Source organism: Pseudomonas sp. FW305-7, from assembly GCF_058786735.1.
In genome coordinates, this window is record NZ_JBYSZA010000005.1 from 261,582 (window position 1) to 282,987 (window position 21,406).

Below are 21,406 nucleotides of genomic sequence, written 5' to 3' on the forward strand. Positions count from 1 at the left end.
CTTCCCCTTAACCGCGAGCCTTGGCTGCTGGACGTACAACCAGGTTGCCGCCAGTAGCGCCAGGAACAGCACCCTTGACCAACAACAGATTGCGTTCAGCGTCCACGCGCACTACTTCCAGGGACTGCACGGTCACGCGCTCAGCGCCCATATGACCGGACATTTTTTTGCCCTTGAATACACGACCAGGAGTCTGGCACTGGCCGATAGAGCCTGGGACGCGGTGGGATACGGAGTTACCGTGGGTGTTATCTTGCCCGCGGAAATTCCAACGCTTGATCGTACCCTGGAAGCCTTTACCCTTGGACTGACCGGTTACATCAACCAGTTGACCAGCGGCGAAGATTTCAGCGTTGATCAGATCGCCAGCCTGGTACTCGCCTTCTTCAAGACGGAATTCCATGGTGGTGCGACCAGCGGCAACGTTCGCTTTAGCGAAGTGGCCAGCTTGAGCTGCTGTTACACGCGAAGCACGACGCTCGCCGACAGTGACTTGCACTGCACGATAGCCATCGGTCTCTTCAGTTTTGAACTGGGTGACGCGATTCGGCTCGATCTCAATGACCGTGACCGGAATGGAGACACCTTCTTCGGTGAAAATACGGGTCATACCGCATTTACGACCGACTACACCAATAGTCATGTTGTAAACCTCATGAGTGTACGGGGCTTTCACCCGCTATGGCCGCCCATTTCAGAGCGTTACACGACTAAGACCGAGTCTTAGCCGAGGCTGATCTGCACTTCCACACCGGCCGCAAGATCAAGCTTCATAAGAGCATCAACGGTTTTATCCGTTGGCTGGACGATGTCCAGAACGCGCTTATGAGTGCGGATTTCGTACTGGTCACGCGCGTCTTTGTTGACGTGCGGGGAAACCAGAACGGTGAACCGCTCTTTACGGGTAGGCAGTGGAATTGGACCACGCACTTGAGCACCAGTACGTTTCGCGGTTTCCACGATTTCCTGGGTTGATTGGTCGATCAGGCGATGGTCAAAAGCCTTCAACCTGATACGGATTTGCTGATTTTGCATTGGATTTCAGACTCCGGCTGCTATTCCCACCGGGCGCAATACGCCCGTTAAAAGGAGGCGCAATTCTATAGACGCCCCAGATAGGTGTCAACCCAATAAAAAAGCCCCCGCTGAGCGGGGGCTTTTTCAATCCATCAAGCTAACTCTATAAAAGAGATTACTCGATGATTTTGGCTACGACGCCAGCGCCGACGGTACGACCGCCTTCACGGATAGCGAAACGCAGACCGTCTTCCATCGCGATGGTTTTGATCAGGGTAACAGTCATCTGAATGTTGTCACCTGGCATTACCATTTCAACGCCTTCTGGCAGCTCGCAGTTACCAGTCACGTCAGTAGTACGGAAGTAGAACTGTGGACGGTAGCCTTTGAAGAACGGAGTGTGACGACCGCCTTCTTCCTTGCTCAGAACATAAACTTCTGCAGTGAACTTGGTGTGCGGCTTAACCGAACCCGGCTTAACCAGAACCTGACCACGCTCAACGTCGTCACGCTTGGTACCACGCAGCAGAACGCCGCAGTTCTCGCCAGCACGACCTTCGTCGAGCAGTTTGCGGAACATTTCAACGCCGGTGCAAGTGGTAACAGTAGTGTCACGCAGACCAACGATTTCCAGCGGATCCTGAACGCGAACGATACCGCGCTCGATACGACCAGTCACAACAGTACCGCGACCCGAGATCGAGAATACGTCTTCGATTGGCATCAGGAATGGCTTGTCGATCATACGAACTGGTTCTGGGATATAGGTATCCAGAGTTTCAACCAGTTTACGAACGGCAGTGGTGCCCATTTCGTTGTCGTCTTTGCCTTCCAGAGCCATACGAGCCGAACCGATGATGATCGGAGTGTCGTCGCCTGGGAAGTCATAGGTGGACAGCAGGTCGCGAACTTCCATCTCAACCAGTTCCAGCAGCTCAGCGTCGTCTACCAGGTCAGCCTTGTTCAGGAAAACCACGATGTACGGAACGCCTACCTGACGGGACAGCAGGATGTGCTCACGGGTTTGCGGCATCGGACCATCAGCGGCCGAGCAAACCAGGATCGCGCCGTCCATCTGGGCAGCACCGGTGATCATGTTCTTCACGTAGTCAGCGTGACCTGGGCAGTCAACGTGAGCGTAGTGACGAATAGTCGAGTTGTACTCAACGTGAGCGGTGTTGATGGTGATACCGCGAGCTTTTTCTTCTGGAGCGCTGTCGATCTTGTCGAATTCTACTACGGCCGAACCGAAAACTTCGGAGCAGACGCGAGTCAGAGCAGCGGTCAGAGTGGTTTTACCGTGGTCAACGTGACCGATAGTGCCAACGTTGACGTGCGGTAGGGAACGATCAAATTTTTCTTTAGCCACGACAATTAACTCCTAGCCTAAAGGGGCTGAATCAGCCTTGTTTTTTGGTTACGGATTCGACGATGTGCGACGGAGCCGTATCGTATTTTTTGAATTCCATAGAGTAGCTTGCGCGACCCTGAGACATGGAACGAACGTCGGTCGCATAACCGAACATTTCACCCAGTGGAACTTCGGCACGGATAACCTTGCCGGACACTGTGTCTTCCATACCCTGGATCATGCCGCGACGACGGTTAAGGTCGCCCATTACATCACCCATATAGTCTTCAGGCGTAACAACCTCTACTGCCATGATCGGCTCGAGCAACTCACCACCACCCTTCTGGGCCAGTTGCTTGGTCGCCATGGAAGCAGCCACCTTAAACGCCATCTCGTTGGAGTCGACGTCGTGGTAAGAACCATCGAACACGGTAGCCTTCAGGCCGATCAGCGGATAGCCGGCAACAACGCCGTTCTTCATCTGCTCTTCGATACCCTTCTGGATAGCCGGGATGTATTCCTTAGGAACCACACCACCTACAACTTCGTTCACGAATTGCAGACCTTCCTGACCTTCGTCAGCAGGAGCAAAACGGATCCAGCAGTGACCAAACTGGCCGCGACCACCGGATTGACGAACGAACTTGCCTTCGATTTCACAGTTCTTCGTGATGCGCTCACGATACGAAACCTGAGGCTTGCCGATGTTGGCTTCGACGTTGAACTCACGGCGCATCCGGTCAACCAGGATGTCCAGGTGCAGCTCGCCCATGCCGGAGATGATCGTCTGACCAGTCTCTTCATCAGTTTTAACGCGGAAAGACGGGTCTTCCTGAGCAAGCTTGCCCAGAGCGATACCCATTTTTTCCTGGTCATCCTTGGTCTTAGGCTCTACGGCAACCGAAATAACCGGCTCCGGGAAGTCCATACGAACCAGGATGATTGGCTTGTCAGCGTTGCAGAGGGTTTCACCAGTGGTGACGTCCTTCATGCCGATCAGGGCCGCGATGTCACCAGCGCGTACTTCCTTGATCTCTTCACGGGCGTTTGCGTGCATTTGCACCATACGACCCACGCGCTCTTTCTTGCCTTTAACCGAGTTGATCACGCCGTCGCCGGAGTTCAACACGCCCGAGTAAACGCGGACGAAGGTCAAAGTACCCACGAATGGGTCGGTAGCGATCTTGAACGCCAGAGCCGCGAAAGGCTCGTTGTCGTCTGCATGACGCTCCATCTCTTCTTCCTCGTTATCAGGGTTAGTACCCTTGATAGCTGGAATGTCAGTTGGTGCAGGCAGGTAGTCGATAACGGCGTCGAGAACCAGGGGAACACCCTTGTTCTTGAAGGAAGAACCGCAAACGGCCAGAACGATTTCACCGGCGATAGTACGCTGACGCAGAGCAGCTTTGATCTCTTCGATCGACAGCTCTTCGCCTTCCAGGTACTTGTTCATCAGCTCTTCGTTGGCTTCAGCAGCAGCTTCAACCATGTTGTTGCGCCACTCTTCAGCCAGCTCTTGGAGCTCAGCAGGAATATCCTTGCGAACAGGGACCATACCTTTGTCAGAGTCGTTCCAGTAGACAGCTTGCATATTGATCAGATCGATCTGACCCTGGAAGTTGTCTTCGGAACCGATGGCCAACTGAATCGGCACCGGAGTGTGACCCAGACGCTGCTTGATCTGACCGATCACGCGCAGGAAGTTGGCGCCAGCACGGTCCATCTTGTTTACATAAACAAGACGTGGAACGCCGTACTTGTTGGCTTGACGCCATACGGTTTCCGACTGAGGCTCAACACCCGAAGTACCGCAGAACACAACGACAGCGCCGTCGAGTACACGCAGGGAACGCTCAACTTCAATGGTGAAGTCTACGTGGCCCGGGGTATCGATTACGTTGAAACGGTGCTCGTGCGAGTACTGCTTCTCGGAACCTTTCCAGAAGGCGGTGATAGCAGCAGAAGTAATGGTAATACCACGCTCCTGCTCCTGCACCATCCAGTCTGTGGTCGCGGCGCCATCATGCACCTCGCCCATTTTGTGACTTTTGCCGGTGTAAAAAAGGACGCGCTCGGTGGTGGTGGTTTTACCAGCATCCACGTGAGCGACGATACCGATGTTACGGTAGCGGCTAATCGGAGTAGTACGAGCCATAAAGCCCTCGCAAAATTAGTGAAGCTAAAATTAGAAGCGGTAGTGCGAGAAAGCTTTGTTGGCTTCAGCCATACGGTGCACGTCTTCACGCTTCTTAACAGCAGCACCTTTACCTTCAGCAGCATCCAGCAGTTCGCCAGCCAAACGCAGAGCCATAGACTTCTCGCCACGCTTACGGGCGAAGTCTACCAACCAGCGCATTGCCAGAGCGTTACGACGGGAAGGACGAACCTCGACCGGAACCTGGTAAGTAGCACCACCAACGCGGCGCGACTTCACTTCGACCAGCGGAGCGATGGCGTCGAGTGCTTTTTCGAAGAGTTCCAGGGGATCGGTGCCAGCCTTACGGGTCGCAACGGTTTCCAGGGCACCATAAACGATACGCTCGGCAACGGCTTTCTTGCCGCTCTCCATAACGTGGTTCATGAATTTGGCGAGGATCTGGCTTCCGTATTTCGGATCGTCCAGAATCTCACGCTTTGCTGCTACGCGACGTCTTGGCATGATAAGCCCTCAAGCGGTCTTCAGGTTAGCTCGGGACAGATCCGATGGATGCGTGCCCGACCTTACTCTTATCGACTCAATAAAATGAAAATCTGCAAAACGGCCGATTACTTCGGACGCTTGGTACCGTACTTCGAACGACCCTGATTACGACCTTTAACGCCGGAAGTATCCAAGGAGCCGCGAACGGTGTGGTAACGAACACCTGGCAAGTCTTTTACACGACCGCCGCGGATCAGTACCACGCTGTGCTCTTGCAGGTTGTGACCTTCACCACCGATGTACGAGGAAACCTCGAAACCGTTGGTCAGGCGCACACGGCATACTTTACGCAGTGCCGAGTTAGGTTTTTTCGGCGTAGTGGTGTACACACGAGTGCACACGCCACGACGTTGCGGGCAGTTCTGCAGCGCAGGTACGTCGGATTTTTCGACGATACGCTTACGCGGCTGACGTACCAGCTGGTTGATAGTTGCCATCTACTAGCTCCACTGTTGTCTTGCGACGCTATTGTCTTGCAAGAAAAGCAAAATGGCAGGAACGAATTCCCGCCAAATTTAGGGGATCAAGAGTCTAAAGAGGATCTTGTCCCCAGTCAAGGCGAGGCCCCGACCTCCCCGCTCGTCGAACCTTGACAATTTGTCTCGATTCGACGAACGGAGCGATCAGGGCCTCAGCTCATGTATCGCAGAACTCAGTTACCGCTCGAGTTCAGCGCTTCGGTCAGTGCCGCTTCCACTTCACTGGCGCTTACGCGCAACGGCTTGTCAGCATCACGACGACGCTTGCGCTCGCTGTGATATGCCAGACCGGTACCAGCCGGGATCAGACGACCCACGACCACGTTTTCTTTCAGGCCGCGCAAGTAATCGCGCTTGCCGGTGACTGCCGCTTCGGTCAGTACACGGGTGGTTTCCTGGAAGGAAGCCGCCGAGATGAACGATTCGGTGGACAACGACGCCTTGGTGATACCCAGCAGAACGCGAGTGAACTTGGAGACAAACTTGTCTTCCGCGCCCAGACGCTCGTTCTCTACCAGTACGTGAGTCAGTTCCATCTGGTCGCCCTTGATGAAGCTGGAATCGCCGGACTCGGAGATCTCAACCTTACGCAGCATCTGACGCAGAATGGTCTCGATGTGCTTGTCGTTGATCTTCACGCCTTGCAGACGGTAAACGTCCTGGATCTCGTTCACGATGTACTTGGCCAGCGCGCTCACACCCAGCAGACGCAGGATGTCGTGCGGATCGCTAGGACCGTCAGAGATAACTTCGCCGCGGTTTACCTGTTCGCCTTCGAACACGTTCAGGTGACGCCACTTCGGAATCAGCTCTTCGTACGGATCGCTACCGTCGTTCGGGGTAATGACCAGACGGCGCTTGCCTTTGGTCTCTTTACCGAACGCGATGGTGCCGCTGACTTCAGCCAGAATCGACGCTTCTTTCGGACGACGAGCTTCGAACAAGTCGGCAACACGCGGCAGACCACCGGTGATGTCACGGGTTTTCGAAGTTTCTTGCGGGATACGAGCGATAACATCACCGATCGCAATCTTCGCGCCGTCAGCTACACCGACCAAGGCGTTGGCTGGCAGGAAGTACTGAGCGATAACGTCAGTGCCTGGCAGCAACAGATCCTTGCCGTTGTCGTCGACCATCTTCACTGCCGGACGAATTTCTTTGCCCGCAGCTGGACGATCTTTCGCGTCGAGTACTTCAATGTTGGTCATACCGGTCAATTCGTCAGTCTGACGCTTGATCGTGATGCCTTCTTCCATGCCCACGTAGGTCACGGTACCTTTCATTTCGGTAACGATTGGGTGAGTGTGCGGATCCCACTTGGCCACGATTGCGCCAGCGTCGACCTTGTCACCTTCTTTAACCGAAATCACAGCACCGTACGGCAGCTTGTAACGCTCGCGCTCACGACCGAAGTCATCAGCGATTGCCAGCTCACCGGAACGGGACACAGCAACCAGGTGACCATCCACTCGCTCAACGTGCTTCAGGTTGTGCAGACGGACAGTACCGCCATTCTTCACCTGAACGCTGTCGGCTGCGGAAGTACGGCTTGCCGCACCACCGATGTGGAACGTACGCATCGTCAGCTGGGTACCCGGCTCACCGATGGACTGGGCAGCAATAACGCCGACCGCTTCACCGATGTTCACCTGGTGACCACGAGCCAGATCACGGCCGTAGCACTTGGCGCAAATGCCATAGCGGGTTTCGCAGCTGATCGGTGAACGCACGATCACTTCATCGATGCTGTTCAGCTCGATGAACTCGACCCACTTCTCGTCTACCAGAGTGCCGGCAGGAACGATAACGTCCTCGGTACCTGGCTTGAATACGTCACGGGCAATGACACGACCCAATACGCGCTCACCCAACGGCTCTACAACGTCACCGCCTTCAATGTGCGGAGTCATCAGCAGACCGTGTTCGGTGCCGCAATCGATCTCGGTCACAACCAGATCCTGCGCCACGTCTACCAGACGACGAGTCAGGTAACCGGAGTTCGCAGTTTTCAACGCGGTATCCGCCAGACCTTTACGAGCACCGTGAGTGGAGATGAAGTACTGAAGTACGCTCAAACCTTCACGGAAGTTCGCAGTAATCGGCGTTTCAATGATGGAACCGTCCGGCTTGGCCATCAGACCACGCATACCGGCCAGCTGACGAATCTGTGCTGCGGAACCCCGCGCACCCGAGTCAGCCATCATGTACATCGAGTTAAACGACTCTTGGTCGACTTCAACGCCGTGACGGTCGATAACCTTCTCTTTCGAGAGGTTGGCCATCATCGCCTTGGAGACTTCGTCGTTCGCTTTCGACCAAAGGTCGATCACTTTGTTGTACTTCTCGCCCTGGGTTACCAGGCCGGAGGCGTACTGGCTCTCGATCTCTTTCACTTCGTCGGTGGCTGCACCGATGATGCGGGCTTTTTCGTCCGGGATAACGAAGTCGTTAACACCGATGGAAACGCCGGAGATGGTCGAGTAAGCGAAACCGGTGTACATCAACTGGTCAGCGAAGATCACGGTCTCTTTCAGACCAACCACGCGGTAGCACTGGTTGATCAGCTTGGAGATCGCCTTTTTCTTCATCGGCAGGTTGACGACGTCGTACGACAGACCTTTTGGCACAACCTGGAACAGCAGCGCACGGCCGACGGTGGTGTCGACGATACGGGTACCGCTCACGCTGTTGCCGTCACGGTCGTTGACGGTTTCGTTGATACGTACTTTAACCTTGGCGTGCAGTGCGGCTTCGCCAGCACGGAACACACGGTCAACTTCCTGCAGATCCGCGAATACACGACCTTCGCCTTTGGCGTTGATCGCTTCACGAGTCATGTAGTACAGACCCAATACAACGTCCTGCGACGGAACGATGATTGGCTCACCGTTGGCTGGCGACAGAATGTTGTTGGTCGACATCATCAACGCACGCGCTTCGAGCTGGGCTTCCAGCGTCAGCGGTACGTGCACGGCCATTTGGTCGCCGTCGAAGTCGGCGTTGTACGCGGCGCAGACCAGAGGGTGCAGCTGGATAGCCTTACCTTCGATCAGTACCGGTTCAAACGCCTGGATACCCAGACGGTGAAGGGTCGGTGCACGGTTGAGAAGAACTGGGTGTTCGCGAATCACTTCAGCGAGAACGTCCCAAACCTCTGGCAGTTCGCGCTCGACCATTTTCTTGGCCGCTTTGATGGTGGTCGCGAGACCACGCATTTCCAGCTTGCCGAAAATGAACGGTTTGAACAGCTCGAGAGCCATCTTCTTCGGCAGACCGCACTGGTGCAGACGCAGGGTCGGACCTACGGTAATTACCGAACGACCGGAGTAGTCAACACGCTTACCGAGCAAGTTCTGACGGAAACGACCTTGCTTACCCTTGATCATGTCAGCCAGGGATTTCAGAGGACGCTTGTTCGAACCGGTGATAGCGCGGCCACGACGACCGTTGTCGAGCAGTGCATCGACAGCTTCCTGCAACATACGCTTTTCGTTGCGCACGATGATGTCCGGAGCGGACAGATCCAGCAGGCGCTTCAAACGGTTGTTACGGTTGATCACTCGACGATACAGATCGTTGAGGTCGGAAGTCGCGAAACGACCGCCATCCAGCGGGACCAGTGGACGCAGATCTGGCGGCAGAACCGGCAGAACGGTCAGCACCATCCACTCTGGCAGGTTGCCGGAACCCTGGAAGGCTTCCATCAACTTCAGACGCTTGGACAGTTTCTTGATCTTGGTTTCCGAGTTGGTTTGCGGAATTTCTTCACGCAGGCGGCCAATCTCGTGTTCCAGGTCGATAGCGTGCAGCAGTTCACGGACAGCTTCAGCACCCATGCGGGCGTCGAAGTCATCACCGAACTCTTCCAGCGCTTCGAAGTACTGCTCGTCATTCAGCAGCTGACCTTTCTCAAGGGTGGTCATGCCTGGATCGATAACGACGTAGCTCTCGAAGTAGAGAACGCGCTCGATATCACGCAGGGTCATGTCCATCAGCAAGCCGATACGGGACGGCAGCGATTTCAGGAACCAGATGTGAGCAACCGGCGAAGCCAGTTCGATGTGCGCCATGCGCTCACGACGAACCTTGGCCAGTGCAACTTCAACGCCGCACTTCTCGCAGATCACACCACGATGCTTCAAGCGCTTGTACTTACCGCACAGGCACTCGTAATCCTTTACCGGGCCAAAGATCTTGGCGCAGAACAGACCGTCACGCTCAGGTTTGAACGTACGGTAGTTGATGGTTTCCGGCTTTTTAACTTCACCGAACGACCATGAGCGGATCATCTCAGGCGAGGCCAATCCGATACGGATGGCGTCGAACTCTTCGACTTGACCCTGGTTTTTCAGCAAATTCAGTAGGTCTTTCAAGGCCTTTCCTCCTGGCGGAGCAGAGAGCGGGCAATCCTGCCCCGCTCTCGATTCGCGTCACGTGTTATTCGGTTTCCAGATCGATATCGATGCCGAGGGAACGAATTTCCTTGATCAACACGTTGAAGGACTCGGGCATGCCCGGCTCCATACGGTGATCGCCATCCACGATGTTTTTGTACATCTTGGTACGGCCGTTCACATCGTCCGACTTCACTGTGAGCATTTCTTGCAGAGTGTATGCAGCACCGTATGCTTCCAGTGCCCAGACCTCCATCTCCCCGAAACGCTGACCACCGAACTGCGCCTTACCACCCAGCGGCTGCTGGGTAACCAGGCTGTACGAACCGGTAGAACGCGCGTGCATCTTGTCGTCTACCAAGTGGTTCAGCTTCAGCATGTACATGTAGCCAACGGTAACTGGACGCTCGAACTTGTTGCCGGTACGGCCGTCAGTCAGCTGCATCTGGCCGCTTTCCGGCAGGTCTGCCAGTTTCAGCATGGCCTTGATTTCGCTTTCCTTGGCGCCGTCGAACACTGGAGTGGCCATTGGAACACCGCCACGCAGGTTCTTCGCCAGATCCAGGATTTCCTGATCGGAGAAGCTGTCCAGATCTTCGTTACGACCGCCGATCTGGTTGTAGATCTCGTCCAGGAAGGTGCGCAGTTCAGCGACTTTACGCTGCTCTTCGACCATCCGGTTGATCTTCTCGCCCAGACCTTTGGCCGCGAGGCCCAAGTGGGTTTCAAGGATCTGACCAACGTTCATACGCGAAGGTACGCCCAGTGGGTTGAGGACGACGTCGACCGGGGTGCCATTGGCATCGTGCGGCATGTCTTCAACCGGCATGATCACGGAGACCACACCTTTGTTACCGTGACGACCGGCCATCTTGTCGCCCGGCTGGATGCGACGACGGATTGCCAGGTAAACCTTGACGATTTTCAGCACGCCCGGAGCCAGGTCATCGCCCTGCTGCAGTTTGCGCTTCTTGTCTTCGAACTTGTCGTCCAGCAGACGGCGACGATCAACGATGTAGGCCTGAGCCTTCTCGAGCTGCTCGTTCAGAGCATCTTCAGCCATGCGCAGCTTGAACCACTGACCATGCTCAAGACCGTCGAGAACTTCGTCGGTGATGTCCTGACCTTTCTTCAGACCTGCGCCGCCTTCAGCCTTGTGGCCTACCAGAGCGGAACGCAGACGTTCGAAAGTTGCGCCTTCGACGATACGGAACTCTTCGTTCAGATCCTTGCGGATCTCGTCCAGCTGGGACTTCTCGATCGACAGTGCACGAGCATCACGCTCAACGCCGTCGCGGGTGAAGACCTGTACGTCAATGACAGTACCTTTGGTGCCGGTTGGCACGCGCAGGGAGGTGTCTTTAACGTCGCTGGCTTTTTCACCGAAGATTGCACGCAGCAGTTTTTCTTCCGGAGTCAGTTGGGTCTCGCCTTTCGGAGTGACCTTACCTACCAGGATGTCGCCTGCGCCAACTTCAGCACCTACGTAAACGATACCGGCTTCGTCCAGCTTGTTCAGTGCAGCTTCACCCACGTTAGGGATGTCCGCAGTGATTTCCTCTGGGCCAAGCTTGGTGTCACGGGCCACACAGGTCAGTTCCTGGATGTGGATCGTGGTGAAACGGTCTTCCTGAACAACACGCTCGGACAGGCAGATGGAGTCTTCGAAGTTGAAGCCGTTCCATGCCATGAACGCGATGCGCATGTTCTGACCCAGCGCCAGTTCACCCATGTCGGTGGACGGGCCGTCGGCCATGATGTCGCTACGTTGAACGCGATCACCCTTGCTCACCAGCGGACGCTGGTTGATGCAGGTGTTCTGGTTCGAGCGGGTGTATTTGGTCAGGTTGTAGATGTCGACACCAGCTTCGCCGGTTTCTACTTCGTCATCAGCAACACGAACCACGATACGGCTGGCATCAACGGAATCGATCACGCCGCCACGACGAGCCACGACACAAACGCCGGAGTCACGAGCTACGTTACGCTCCATGCCGGTACCTACCAGCGGCTTGTCAGCACGCAGGGTTGGTACAGCTTGACGCTGCATGTTCGAACCCATCAACGCACGGTTGGCGTCGTCGTGCTCGAGGAACGGAATCAGCGACGCAGCAACCGAAACTACCTGCTTCGGCGAAACGTCCATCAAGGTGACTTCTTCAGGCGCCTTGACGGTGAATTCGTTCAGGTGACGTACGGCTACCAGTTCGTCGATCAGGACTTTCTGGTCGTTCATGGTCGCCGAAGCCTGCGCGATCACGTGGTCGGCTTCTTCAATAGCGGACAGGAATACGATCTCGTCGGTGACCACACCCTCTTTCACCACGCGGTACGGGCTTTCCAGGAAGCCGTACTGGTTGGTGCGAGCGTAAGCAGCCAGGGAGTTGATCAGACCGATGTTCGGACCTTCCGGCGTTTCAATCGGGCATACACGACCGTAGTGAGTCGGGTGTACGTCACGGACTTCAAAGCCTGCGCGCTCACGAGTCAGACCGCCAGGGCCGAGTGCAGAGACACGACGCTTGTGGGTGATCTCGGACAGCGGATTGTTCTGGTCCATGAACTGCGAGAGCTGGCTGGAACCGAAGAACTCTTTCACCGCCGCAGCCACTGGCTTGGCGTTGATCAGGTCTTGCGGCATCAGGCCTTCGCTTTCAGCCATCGACAGACGCTCTTTGACCGCACGCTCAACACGTACCAGGCCAACGCGGAACTGGTTCTCGGCCATTTCGCCTACGCAGCGAACACGACGGTTACCCAGGTGGTCGATGTCATCGACGATGCCTTTACCGTTACGGATGTCGACCAGAGTCTTCAGTACCGCAACGATGTCTTCCTTGCACAGCACGCCCGAACCTTCGATTTCGGTACGACCGATACGACGGTTGAACTTCATCCGGCCGACCGCAGACAGGTCATAGCGCTCAGGACTGAAGAACAGGTTGTTGAACAGGGTTTCGGCAGCGTCTTTGGTTGGCGGCTCGCCTGGACGCATCATGCGATAGATCTCGACCAGCGCTTCCAATTGGTTGCTGGTGGAGTCGATCTTCAGCGTGTCGGAAACGAACGGACCGCAGTCGATGTCGTTGGTGTACAGAGTTTCGATGCGAACAACGCCAGATTTGGCAATCTTGGCCAGGACTTCGGTGTTCAGCTCGGTGTTGCACTCTGCCAGGATTTCGCCGGTGGCCGGGTGCACGATGACCTTGGCGGTGGTGCGACCCAGGACGTAGTCCAGAGGCACTTCCAGTGTCTTGATACCGGCTTTTTCGATCTGGTTGATGTGGCGCGCAGTAATACGGCGGCCCGCTTCAACAATGACCTTGCCCTTCTCGTCCTGAATGTCCAGAACTGCGATTTCACCACGCAGGCGCGAAGGCACCAGTTCCAGGCTGAGGGTTTCGCCGCTCAGGTGGAAAACGTTGGTGGTGTAGAACGCGTCCAAGACTTCTTCAGTGGTGTAGCCGAGCGCGCGCAGCAGTACCGAAGCCGGCAGCTTGCGACGACGGTCGATACGCACGAATACGCAGTCTTTCGGGTCGAACTCGAAGTCCAGCCACGAACCGCGGTAAGGAATGATGCGCGCGGAGTACAGCAGTTTGCCGGAGCTATGCGTCTTGCCGCGGTCGTGGTCGAAGAACACGCCCGGGGAACGGTGCAGCTGGGAAACGATTACACGCTCGGTACCGTTGATTACGAAGGTACCGTTCTCAGTCATCAGGGGGATTTCACCCATGTAGACTTCTTGCTCTTTGATGTCCTTGATCGCTTTGTTCGACGATTCTTTGTCGAAAATGATCAGGCGCACTTTTACCCGCAAAGGTACGGCGAAAGTTACACCGCGCAATACGCATTCTTTGACATCAAATGCCGGTTCGCCCAGGCGATAACCGACGTACTCCAGCGCAGCATTGCCGGAGTAGCTGATGATCGGGAAAACGGATTTGAAGGCCGCATGCAGGCCCACGTCGCGGAACTGATCTTTAGTCGCTCCCGCTTGCAAGAATTCACGATACGAATCCAGCTGGATGGCCAGGAGGTACGGCACATCCATGACGTCCGGCAACTTGCTAAAGTCCTTGCGGATACGTTTTTTCTCAGTATATGAGTAAGCCATCAGCGTTCCCCAGCTTGGTCACCTGCTTGTTTGGCCCCTCCCGACGGGAGCAGCCAGAAAATCGTGCAAACCCCATGGTTTGCGCCACCGCATCGGGTGGTTACAGCGCCCTTATCAGCGCCGACCCAGTCGGCTGCCAATAACGGAAAAAGGCCGGTGGCAAGAGCCACCAGCCATCAGCCTGTCGCTTGACGCTCGGGCTGGAGGAGCAAAGTCGATACTTATTTCAGCTCGACTTTAGCGCCTGCTTCTTCCAGCTTCTTCTTGGCGTCTTCAGCCGCTTCTTTCGAAACGCCTTCAGCTACAACCTGAGGAGCGCCGTCTACTTTCTCTTTGGCTTCTTTCAGGCCCAGACCAGTCAGTTCACGAACTGCCTTGATCACGTTAACCTTCTTCTCGCCAGCTTCCAGCAGAACAACGTTGAACTCGGTTTGCTCTTCAACAACAGCGGCAGCAGCAGCTGGACCAGCCGAAGCAGCAGCAGCGGTAACACCGAAGGTTTCTTCCATCGCTTTGATCAGCTCAACGATTTCCACTACGGATTTCTGGCCGATTGCTTCGATGATTTGTTCGTTAGTCAGAGACATGACTCAATTCCTGAATTGGGGGACGGCCTACGCGACCATCGAAATAAACAAAAAACGCGAGAAGTTGACGAGCCTTAGGCTGCGGCAGCTTCTTTCTGGTCGCGAATTGCCGCCAGAGTACGAGCCAATTTGCTGGTAGCGCCTTGAATCACGCTCATCAGCTGAGAAATTGCTTCGTCACGGGTCGGCAGAGTTGCCAGTACGTCGATCTGATTAGCTGCGAGGAACTTGCCCTCGAACGCAGCTGCCTTGATCTCGAACTTGTCCTGACCCTTGGCAAACTCTTTGAAGATACGAGCAGCAGCGCCCGGATGTTCGTTCGAGAATGCAATCAGGGTCGGGCCGGTGAACACGTCGTTGAGGACACTGTATTGAGTGTCAGCAACAGCGCGTTTGAGCAGGGTGTTACGTACAACACGTACGTAAACGCCAGCTTCACGAGCCTCTTTACGGAGTCCGGTCATTGCGCCTACTGTTACGCCACGTGCATCAACCACGACAGCGGACAGAGCGACTTTGGCAGCCTCGTTGACTTCAGCGACGATGGCCTTCTTGTCTTCGAGATTAATTGCCACGGGTTTAACTCCTGCTTGTTACCGTTTCATTCGATCGGAACCGAATGTCGTTTTGGTGTCTGATTCGGTAAGGAACCGGGAGCACCATCTGCGTAGGCTTATGGTTTAAGGCTTGCGCCGCCTACGGTCTTGGATAGCCCCCGCCAGGCAGGGACCCCAATTTTTCAATTGGCGCGAACAATCGCGCCAACCTTTGTCTTACGCGTCCAGCGAGCTCTGATCGATAACCAGACCTGGGCCCATAGTGGTGCTCAGGGTAACGCGCTTGACGTAGATACCTTTCGAAGAAGCAGGCTTGATACGCTTCAGATCAGCGATCAGCGCTTCAACGTTTTCCTTCAGCTTGACGGCATCGAAACCGATCTTGCCAACGGAGGTGTGAATGATGCCGTTTTTGTCGGTGCGATAACGAACCTGACCAGCCTTGGCGTTTTTAACCGCGGTAGCTACGTCTGGAGTTACGGTGCCGACTTTCGGGTTAGGCATCAGGCCACGTGGACCGAGGATCTGACCCAACTGACCTACAACGCGCATGGCATCCGGGGATGCAATCACTACGTCATAGTTCAGGTCGCCGCCTTTCATTTCGGCAGCCAGGTCGTCCATACCTACACGGTCAGCGCCGGCAGCCAGAGCGGCCTCAGCAGCTGGACCCTGGGTGAACACAGCAACGCGAACGGTCTTGCCAGTGCCGTGTGGCAGCACAGTAGCGCTACGAACAACCTGGTCAGACTTACGCGGGTCAACACCCAGGTTTACAGCAACGTCAAACGACTCGCTGAACTTGACAGTCGACAGCTCAGCCAGCAGAGCAGCGGCGTCTACAATGTTGTAGGCCTTGCCTGCTTCGATTTTGCCGGCGATAGCCTTTTGACGCTTGGTCAGCTTAGCCATTACACACCCTCCACGTTAAGGCCCATGCTACGAGCAGAACCGGCGATAGTACGCACGGCCGCATCCATATCAGCTGCAGTCAGATCCGCGTTTTTGGTTTTCGCGATTTCTTCCAGCTGAGCACGGGTAACAGTGCCAACCTTAACGGTGTTCGGACGGGCGGAACCGCTGGTCAGACCGGCCGCCTTCTTCAGCAGAACCGAAGCAGGGGTGGATTTGGTTTCGAAAGTGAAGCTACGGTCGCTGTAGACAGTGATGATCACTGGAGTCGGCAGACCTGCTTCAAGACCCTGAGTACGGGCGTTGAAAGCCTTGCAGAATTCCATGATGTTCACGCCGTGCTGACCCAGAGCAGGACCAACAGGTGGACTTGGGTTAGCCTGAGCGGCCTTCACTTGCAGCTTGATGTAAGCGGTAATCTTCTTGGCCATGAGGCACTCCAATTACGGGTTCGAACGCCTCGAAAGGCTCCCCGGTTACTTGCGCGTTTATCCCAGTGACGACAAAACCCCACAGCCTAGGGCTGCGGGGTTGGGATGCTTGTCCAGTTAGACCTTTTCGACCTGACTGAACTCCAGCTCTACCGGAGTAGAGCGACCGAAAATAAGCACTGCCACTTGGATCCGGCTCTTTTCGTAGTTAACTTCTTCAACAACGCCATTGAAATCAGCGAATGGACCGTCGTTGACTCGCACCGTTTCGCCTGGCTCGAAGAGAGTCTTCGGCTTCGGCTTGTCGCTACCATCAGCAACACGACGCAGAATTGCTTCCGCCTCTTTATCGGTGATCGGGGCAGGCTTATCAGCAGTACCGCCGATAAAACCCATCACCCGAGGAGTGTCCTTGACCAAGTGCCAAGTACCCTCGTTCATATCCATCTGCACCAGCACATAGCCTGGGAAGAACTTGCGTTCGCTCTTGCGCTTCTGGCCATTACGCATTTCAACCACTTCTTCAGTGGGAACCAGAATCTCGCCGAAGCCATCTTCCATGCCAGCCAGCTTTACGCGCTCGACCAGCGAGCGCATCACATGCTTCTCGTAACCCGAGTAAGCATGCACAACATACCAACGCTTAGCCACGGGACACCCTTAGCCGACAATCAAGGAAACAAGCCAACCGAGGAGGGAATCAAGCCCCCACAACAGCAACGCCATAACCAGAACAACAGCCACCACAATCAGGGTGGTCTGCGTGGTTTCTTGGCGAGTTGGCCACACGACTTTACGAATCTCGGTGCGAGCTTCCTTAACCAGTACAAAGAAAGACTTGCCCTTCGCAGTCTGCAGGCCTACAAAGGCAGCTACAGCAGCAATGACAAGCAAAGCAAGTACACGGTACAGGATCGGCGAAGCAGAGTAATACTGATTGCCAACAACGCCTACAACCACCAAAGCGACTACTACAAGCCACTTGAGCAGATCGAAGCGAGAGCCTTGTGCTTCAGCCTTAGGAGTCATCTATGAAGATCCTGTGAAAAGAAAGCCAGACACACTGAGTGAATCTGGCAGGTCAGGAGGGAATCGAACCCCCAACCTACGGTTTTGGAGACCGTCGCTCTGCCAATTGAGCTACTGACCTAAAACAAAATCAGGCCGACCATTATGCCGGCCCGAAAAATACATTACAACCGCTTATTCGATGATTTTGGCTACGACGCCAGCGCCGACGGTACGACCGCCTTCACGGATAGCGAAACGCAGACCGTCTTCCATCGCGATGGTTTTGATCAGGGTAACAGTCATCTGAATGTTGTCACCTGGCATTACCATTTCAACACCTTCTGGCAGCTCGCAGTTACCAGTCACGTCAGTAGTACGGAAGTAGAACTGTGGACGGTAGCCTTTGAAGAACGGAGTGTGACGACCGCCTTCTTCCTTGCTCAGAACATAAACTTCTGCAGTGAACTTGGTGTGCGGCTTAACCGAACCCGGCTTAACCAGAACCTGACCACGCTCAACGTCGTCACGCTTGGTACCACGCAGCAGAACGCCGCAGTTCTCGCCAGCACGACCTTCGTCGAGCAGTTTGCGGAACATTTCAACGCCAGTGCAAGTGGTAACAGTAGTGTCACGCAGACCAACGATTTCCAGCGGATCCTGAACGCGAACGATACCGCGCTCGATACGACCAGTCACAACAGTACCGCGACCCGAGATCGAGAATACGTCTTCGATTGGCATCAGGAATGGCTTGTCGATCATACGAACTGGTTCTGGGATGTAGGTATCCAGAGTTTCAACCAGTTTACGAACGGCAGTGGTGCCCATTTCGTTGTCGTCTTTACCTTCCAGAGCCATACGAGCCGAACCGATAATGATCGGAGTGTCGTCGCCTGGGAAGTCATAGGTGGACAGCAGGTCGCGAACTTCCATCTCAACCAGTTCCAGCAGCTCAGCGTCGTCTACCAGGTCAGCCTTGTTCAGGAAAACCACGATGTACGGAACGCCTACCTGACGGGACAGCAGGATGTGCTCACGGGTTTGCGGCATCGGACCATCAGCGGCCGAGCAAACCAGGATCGCGCCGTCCATCTGGGCAGCACCGGTGATCATGTTCTTCACGTAGTCAGCGTGACCTGGACAGTCAACGTGAGCGTAGTGACGAATAGTCGAGTTGTACTCAACGTGAGCGGTGTTGATGGTGATACCGCGAGCTTTTTCTTCTGGAGCGCTGTCGATCTTGTCGAATTCAACTACGGCCGAACCGAAAACTTCGGAGCAGACGCGAGTCAGAGCAGCGGTCAGAGTGGTTTTACCGTGGTCAACGTGACCAATGGTCCCAACGTTGACGTGGGGCAGGGAACGATCAAATTTTTCCTTAGCCATCGATATCACCCTCAAACAGAAGAATTAGACAAACAATATCAACCATTAAAACAAAGGCAGATATTTTCATATCTGCCTTGTTATATGGAGCTCTTGAGCGGATTTGAACCGCTGACCTCACCCTTACCAAGGGTGTGCTCTACCAACTGAGCTACAAGAGCAAAACACTTTGCACAACCTGCAAACTTGGAGCGGGTAGCGGGAATCGAACCCGCATCATCAGCTTGGAAGGCTGAGGTTCTACCACTAAACTATACCCGCGGAGCCTGCAGCTCACGCTCAAATCTGGTGGAGGGAGAAGGATTCGAACCTTCGAAGTCGTAGACGTCAGATTTACAGTCTGATCCCTTTGGCCGCTCGGGAACCCCTCCTAATCAGGCCGGCATTCTATACTATGCCAAACCCTTGTCAAGCATTTTCTCATTTAAAAACCTGAGGTTAGCTGCATTGACATCACTTCACTTTGACAACCTGTTGGGGTCTTCACTGTGGAGCGGGCGCCATTCTATGCAAACTATTCAGTAGGTGCAACCCCCTCGCACAGCATTATTTTATGTTTTAACTCATTGAATTCGTTGGAAAGGTTTTGCAATTGAGGATCACCCAGCAATCGCTGGCTTTCAGGAGCAACACGCAGCCAAAATCCGGATGCAGGAATGCCGCTAGGGAGAGGTTGAGCTTTGATATCCATCTCAGACAAGCGCCGACTCAGCGCCACAACCAGCTCCTGACGAACAAATCCCCCCACATAAAGACACTGCTCCTCAGACCGTTGCAACTCCGACCTCCCACGAGAAGCAGCTGCCGTCTCGCTGAGCAGACGTATATCTTGCTGCGAACCCTTATACAAACTGAGAGGAGTTACGTCCTTTGCTCGCAAAGGTGCTTCCTGCTGATGCCAGACGTAGTAAAAAACATTGAGAACAACCAGCAACAGGAACAACCAACGCATACATACCTCTAGATAAGGACACGCCACGGCGAAAGCTCGAACACCAGGTTAGGCACAATCCTAGCTTCTGGCACGACATCAGCTACCACCCAGCATTGACATCGCACGACAGAGCCAAAAAGCCCGTAATCTTCATAACCGCTCTGACACCAGTTATTTCATACGAAGACATTTCACAACCAAGCGATGCACAAAGCTCCCGCCCAAGCATTTAAATCGGCTCATCACTATCACGGCGGTACAAATACTATCCAACCGACACTCGCTCGATAACACTCTATTCTGCCCCGCAGGCCCACACGCAAGGCCTCCTCGGAGCCCTGCTCTGAAACCAAAGTAGCAGGGGGCGATATTCAATACTCGCAGCTCTATAAAGCTGTTGTCGCAATCGTAATCACCTATCATCACGCAACCTCAAGCTGAGTTCCCCACCACTAAAAACCTTTTCTACGCCATTCACCATCAATCGCAGTGCACCCTGATTATCAATTCCGAGTACGACTCCATCTACCTGGCTGACGCCAGCAATCAACGACACCGATCGATCCTGCCACAAATGATTTTCTTCCCACTCTGCTTGGAGTACCGAAAAACCATCTGCCTGCTGACGCCGTATATAAGCTTGCAGTTGCTCACTCAACTCAGTTGCCAGAACGTTACGATCACAGGTTTCCCCAGACTCCAACCGGATGGATGTCCATTGCTGGTCGACCTCATCGGCAATCTGCATGTTCACGTTAATGCCTATGCCCAATACCACATGACACACGTCTGCCGGATCCCCAACAAGCTCCAACAGAATTCCGGCAATTTTCTTATTGCCAACAAGAACATCGTTCGGCCACTTCAAACCCGCATCAGGTACTCCCAACTTTCGCAGAGTTTGCATAACGGCCAGCCCAACAACCAGACTCAAGCCCTCTAGCTGGCGCATCCCACCGTCAATGCGCAGCACAAGACTGTAATAAAGGTTTTCGGCAAACGGACTAACCCACTTGCGCCCTCTTCGTCCGCGCCCAGATAACTGTCGCTCGGCCAGTACCAAAAATGGCGCCGTTCTCCCCTGAGCGATAGCGCGTAGCGCCTCAGCGTTCGTGGAGTCTATAGAATTGAAGGTCGTGATCGGCCAGCCCGTCTTCATCCCACCTATTTTTAAAGAATCGAGCAGCATCAACGGCGCAGACAACTGATAGCCGCGCCCCCGAACTTTGTGGATAGATAGCCCAAGCTCAGCCTCAAGATGCTGAAGCTGCTTCCATACGGCACTTCGACTAATTCCCAAGGCAGCGCCCAGGTCCTGGCCAGAATGGAATCGCCCGTCCTTCAGTAGATTCAACAACGTCAACATGCAGATTTCGCCTCACAATGAGGTCCGAATAATAGCCACGCACCGCGCAACTGCATAGAAATCAAGCAAACACATTTCTTGCGGGAAAAACAAAACCCCAACTGCTTTCGCAATTGGGGTTTCGGAATTTAATCTTGACGATGACCTACTCTCACATGGGGAA

Annotated in this window: 17 protein-coding genes and 4 tRNA genes; all 21 read right to left on the reverse strand. The window is 54.6% G+C overall.

Features of this window, described 5'->3' with window-relative positions; all coding sequences use genetic code 11:
• Window positions 1-7 precede the first annotated feature (7 nt).
• The 21 genes from rplC to birA all read right to left on the reverse strand — a co-directional run bounded on the left by rplC (window position 8) and on the right by birA (window position 21,243).
• The gene (rplC, locus tag AC3WMT_RS09785; protein WP_003228738.1) at window positions 8-643 is read right to left on the reverse strand and encodes a 50S ribosomal protein L3; all 636 of its coding nucleotides are present in this window, start codon (window positions 641-643) and stop codon (window positions 8-10) included.
• 80 nt (window positions 644-723) lie between these two features.
• Window positions 724-1,035 carry a 30S ribosomal protein S10 gene (gene rpsJ, locus AC3WMT_RS09790; RefSeq protein ID WP_003186070.1) on the reverse strand — a complete coding sequence of 104 codons (312 nt, stop codon included), beginning with the start codon at window positions 1,033-1,035 and terminating at the stop codon, window positions 724-726.
• Between the two features lie 157 nt (window positions 1,036-1,192).
• Entirely contained in the window at window positions 1,193-2,386 is a 1,194-nt protein-coding gene (gene tuf, locus AC3WMT_RS09795) for an elongation factor Tu (protein WP_103303766.1), read from the reverse strand.
• 31 nt (window positions 2,387-2,417) lie between these two features.
• Window positions 2,418-4,523, reverse strand: coding sequence for an elongation factor G (gene fusA, locus AC3WMT_RS09800; protein ID WP_103303767.1), 2,106 nt, complete (start codon window positions 4,521-4,523; stop codon window positions 2,418-2,420).
• A 30-nt stretch (window positions 4,524-4,553) separates the two neighbouring features.
• The gene (gene rpsG, locus AC3WMT_RS09805; RefSeq protein WP_007916467.1) at window positions 4,554-5,027 is read right to left on the reverse strand and encodes a 30S ribosomal protein S7; all 474 of its coding nucleotides are present in this window, start codon (window positions 5,025-5,027) and stop codon (window positions 4,554-4,556) included.
• A 107-nt stretch (window positions 5,028-5,134) separates the two neighbouring features.
• The gene (rpsL, locus tag AC3WMT_RS09810; protein WP_003186084.1) at window positions 5,135-5,506 is read right to left on the reverse strand and encodes a 30S ribosomal protein S12; all 372 of its coding nucleotides are present in this window, start codon (window positions 5,504-5,506) and stop codon (window positions 5,135-5,137) included.
• Window positions 5,507-5,721: 215 nt separating this feature from the next.
• Window positions 5,722-9,921 (reverse strand): DNA-directed RNA polymerase subunit beta', encoded by a 4,200-nt coding sequence (gene rpoC, locus AC3WMT_RS09815; RefSeq protein WP_025113548.1) that lies wholly within the window; start codon window positions 9,919-9,921, stop codon window positions 5,722-5,724.
• Between the two features lie 64 nt (window positions 9,922-9,985).
• Window positions 9,986-14,059: a DNA-directed RNA polymerase subunit beta gene (gene rpoB, locus AC3WMT_RS09820; protein ID WP_103303768.1), complete on the reverse strand. Its 4,074-nt coding sequence runs from the start codon at window positions 14,057-14,059 to the stop codon at window positions 9,986-9,988.
• A gap of 221 nt (window positions 14,060-14,280) precedes the next feature.
• Window positions 14,281-14,646: a 50S ribosomal protein L7/L12 gene (gene rplL, locus AC3WMT_RS09825; protein WP_003228750.1), complete on the reverse strand. Its 366-nt coding sequence runs from the start codon at window positions 14,644-14,646 to the stop codon at window positions 14,281-14,283.
• A gap of 74 nt (window positions 14,647-14,720) precedes the next feature.
• A complete protein-coding gene (gene rplJ / locus AC3WMT_RS09830; RefSeq protein WP_008081912.1) occupies window positions 14,721-15,221 on the reverse strand; it encodes a 50S ribosomal protein L10 in 501 nt (166 codons plus the stop codon).
• Between the two features lie 198 nt (window positions 15,222-15,419).
• Window positions 15,420-16,115, reverse strand: a complete 696-nt coding sequence (rplA, locus tag AC3WMT_RS09835) for a 50S ribosomal protein L1 (protein WP_003228754.1) — start codon at window positions 16,113-16,115, stop codon at window positions 15,420-15,422.
• A complete protein-coding gene (gene rplK / locus AC3WMT_RS09840) occupies window positions 16,115-16,546 on the reverse strand; it encodes a 50S ribosomal protein L11 (RefSeq protein WP_003228756.1) in 432 nt (143 codons plus the stop codon). The genes rplA and rplK overlap by 1 nt, the downstream gene beginning before the upstream one ends.
• 117 nt (window positions 16,547-16,663) lie before the next feature.
• A complete protein-coding gene (gene nusG, locus AC3WMT_RS09845; protein WP_007916492.1) occupies window positions 16,664-17,197 on the reverse strand; it encodes a transcription termination/antitermination protein NusG in 534 nt (177 codons plus the stop codon).
• A gap of 9 nt (window positions 17,198-17,206) precedes the next feature.
• On the reverse strand, window positions 17,207-17,575 hold the full coding sequence (gene secE / locus AC3WMT_RS09850; RefSeq protein ID WP_007916493.1) for a preprotein translocase subunit SecE: 369 nt from the start codon (window positions 17,573-17,575) through the stop codon (window positions 17,207-17,209).
• Between the two features lie 45 nt (window positions 17,576-17,620).
• Window positions 17,621-17,696, reverse strand: a tRNA-Trp gene (locus AC3WMT_RS09855).
• A gap of 53 nt (window positions 17,697-17,749) precedes the next feature.
• Window positions 17,750-18,943 carry an elongation factor Tu gene (gene tuf, locus AC3WMT_RS09860; RefSeq protein ID WP_103303766.1) on the reverse strand — a complete coding sequence of 398 codons (1,194 nt, stop codon included), beginning with the start codon at window positions 18,941-18,943 and terminating at the stop codon, window positions 17,750-17,752.
• 85 nt (window positions 18,944-19,028) lie between these two features.
• Window positions 19,029-19,104 (reverse strand) — tRNA-Thr (locus tag AC3WMT_RS09865).
• Window positions 19,105-19,130: 26 nt separating this feature from the next.
• Window positions 19,131-19,204, reverse strand: a tRNA-Gly gene (locus tag AC3WMT_RS09870).
• A gap of 25 nt (window positions 19,205-19,229) precedes the next feature.
• Window positions 19,230-19,314: transfer RNA gene (locus tag AC3WMT_RS09875), tRNA-Tyr, on the reverse strand.
• Between the two features lie 143 nt (window positions 19,315-19,457).
• On the reverse strand, window positions 19,458-19,895 hold the full coding sequence (locus AC3WMT_RS09880; protein WP_103303769.1) for a hypothetical protein: 438 nt from the start codon (window positions 19,893-19,895) through the stop codon (window positions 19,458-19,460).
• 394 nt (window positions 19,896-20,289) lie between these two features.
• Complete coding sequence (birA, locus tag AC3WMT_RS09885) at window positions 20,290-21,243, reverse strand: bifunctional biotin--[acetyl-CoA-carboxylase] ligase/biotin operon repressor BirA (RefSeq protein ID WP_103303770.1); 954 nt, start codon at window positions 21,241-21,243, stop codon at window positions 20,290-20,292.
• Window positions 21,244-21,406 lie beyond the last annotated feature (163 nt).

What these genes read in the sequence shown, in the direction of transcription:
- rplC (WP_003228738.1), bottom strand. Translation starts at nt 643, where the DNA reads ATGACTATTGGTGTAGTCGGTCGTAAATGCGGTATGACCCGTATTTTC.
- rpsJ (WP_003186070.1), bottom strand. Translation starts at nt 1,035, where the DNA reads ATGCAAAATCAGCAAATCCGTATCAGGTTGAAGGCTTTTGACCATCGC.
- fusA (WP_103303767.1), bottom strand. Translation starts at nt 4,523, where the DNA reads ATGGCTCGTACTACTCCGATTAGCCGCTACCGTAACATCGGTATCGTC.
- rpsG (WP_007916467.1), bottom strand. Translation starts at nt 5,027, where the DNA reads ATGCCAAGACGTCGCGTAGCAGCAAAGCGTGAGATTCTGGACGATCCG.
- rpsL (WP_003186084.1), bottom strand. Translation starts at nt 5,506, where the DNA reads ATGGCAACTATCAACCAGCTGGTACGTCAGCCGCGTAAGCGTATCGTC.
- rpoB (WP_103303768.1), bottom strand. Translation starts at nt 14,059, where the DNA reads ATGGCTTACTCATATACTGAGAAAAAACGTATCCGCAAGGACTTTAGC.
- rplL (WP_003228750.1), bottom strand. Translation starts at nt 14,646, where the DNA reads ATGTCTCTGACTAACGAACAAATCATCGAAGCAATCGGCCAGAAATCC.
- rplA (WP_003228754.1), bottom strand. Translation starts at nt 16,115, where the DNA reads ATGGCTAAGCTGACCAAGCGTCAAAAGGCTATCGCCGGCAAAATCGAA.
- rplK (WP_003228756.1), bottom strand. Translation starts at nt 16,546, where the DNA reads ATGGCCAAGAAGATTACCGCTTACATCAAGCTGCAAGTGAAGGCCGCT.
- secE (WP_007916493.1), bottom strand. Translation starts at nt 17,575, where the DNA reads ATGACTCCTAAGGCTGAAGCACAAGGCTCTCGCTTCGATCTGCTCAAG.
- tuf (WP_103303766.1), bottom strand. Translation starts at nt 18,943, where the DNA reads ATGGCTAAGGAAAAATTTGATCGTTCCCTGCCCCACGTCAACGTTGGG.
- AC3WMT_RS09880 (WP_103303769.1), bottom strand. Translation starts at nt 19,895, where the DNA reads ATGCGTTGGTTGTTCCTGTTGCTGGTTGTTCTCAATGTTTTTTACTAC.
- birA (WP_103303770.1), bottom strand. Translation starts at nt 21,243, where the DNA reads ATGTTGACGTTGTTGAATCTACTGAAGGACGGGCGATTCCATTCTGGC.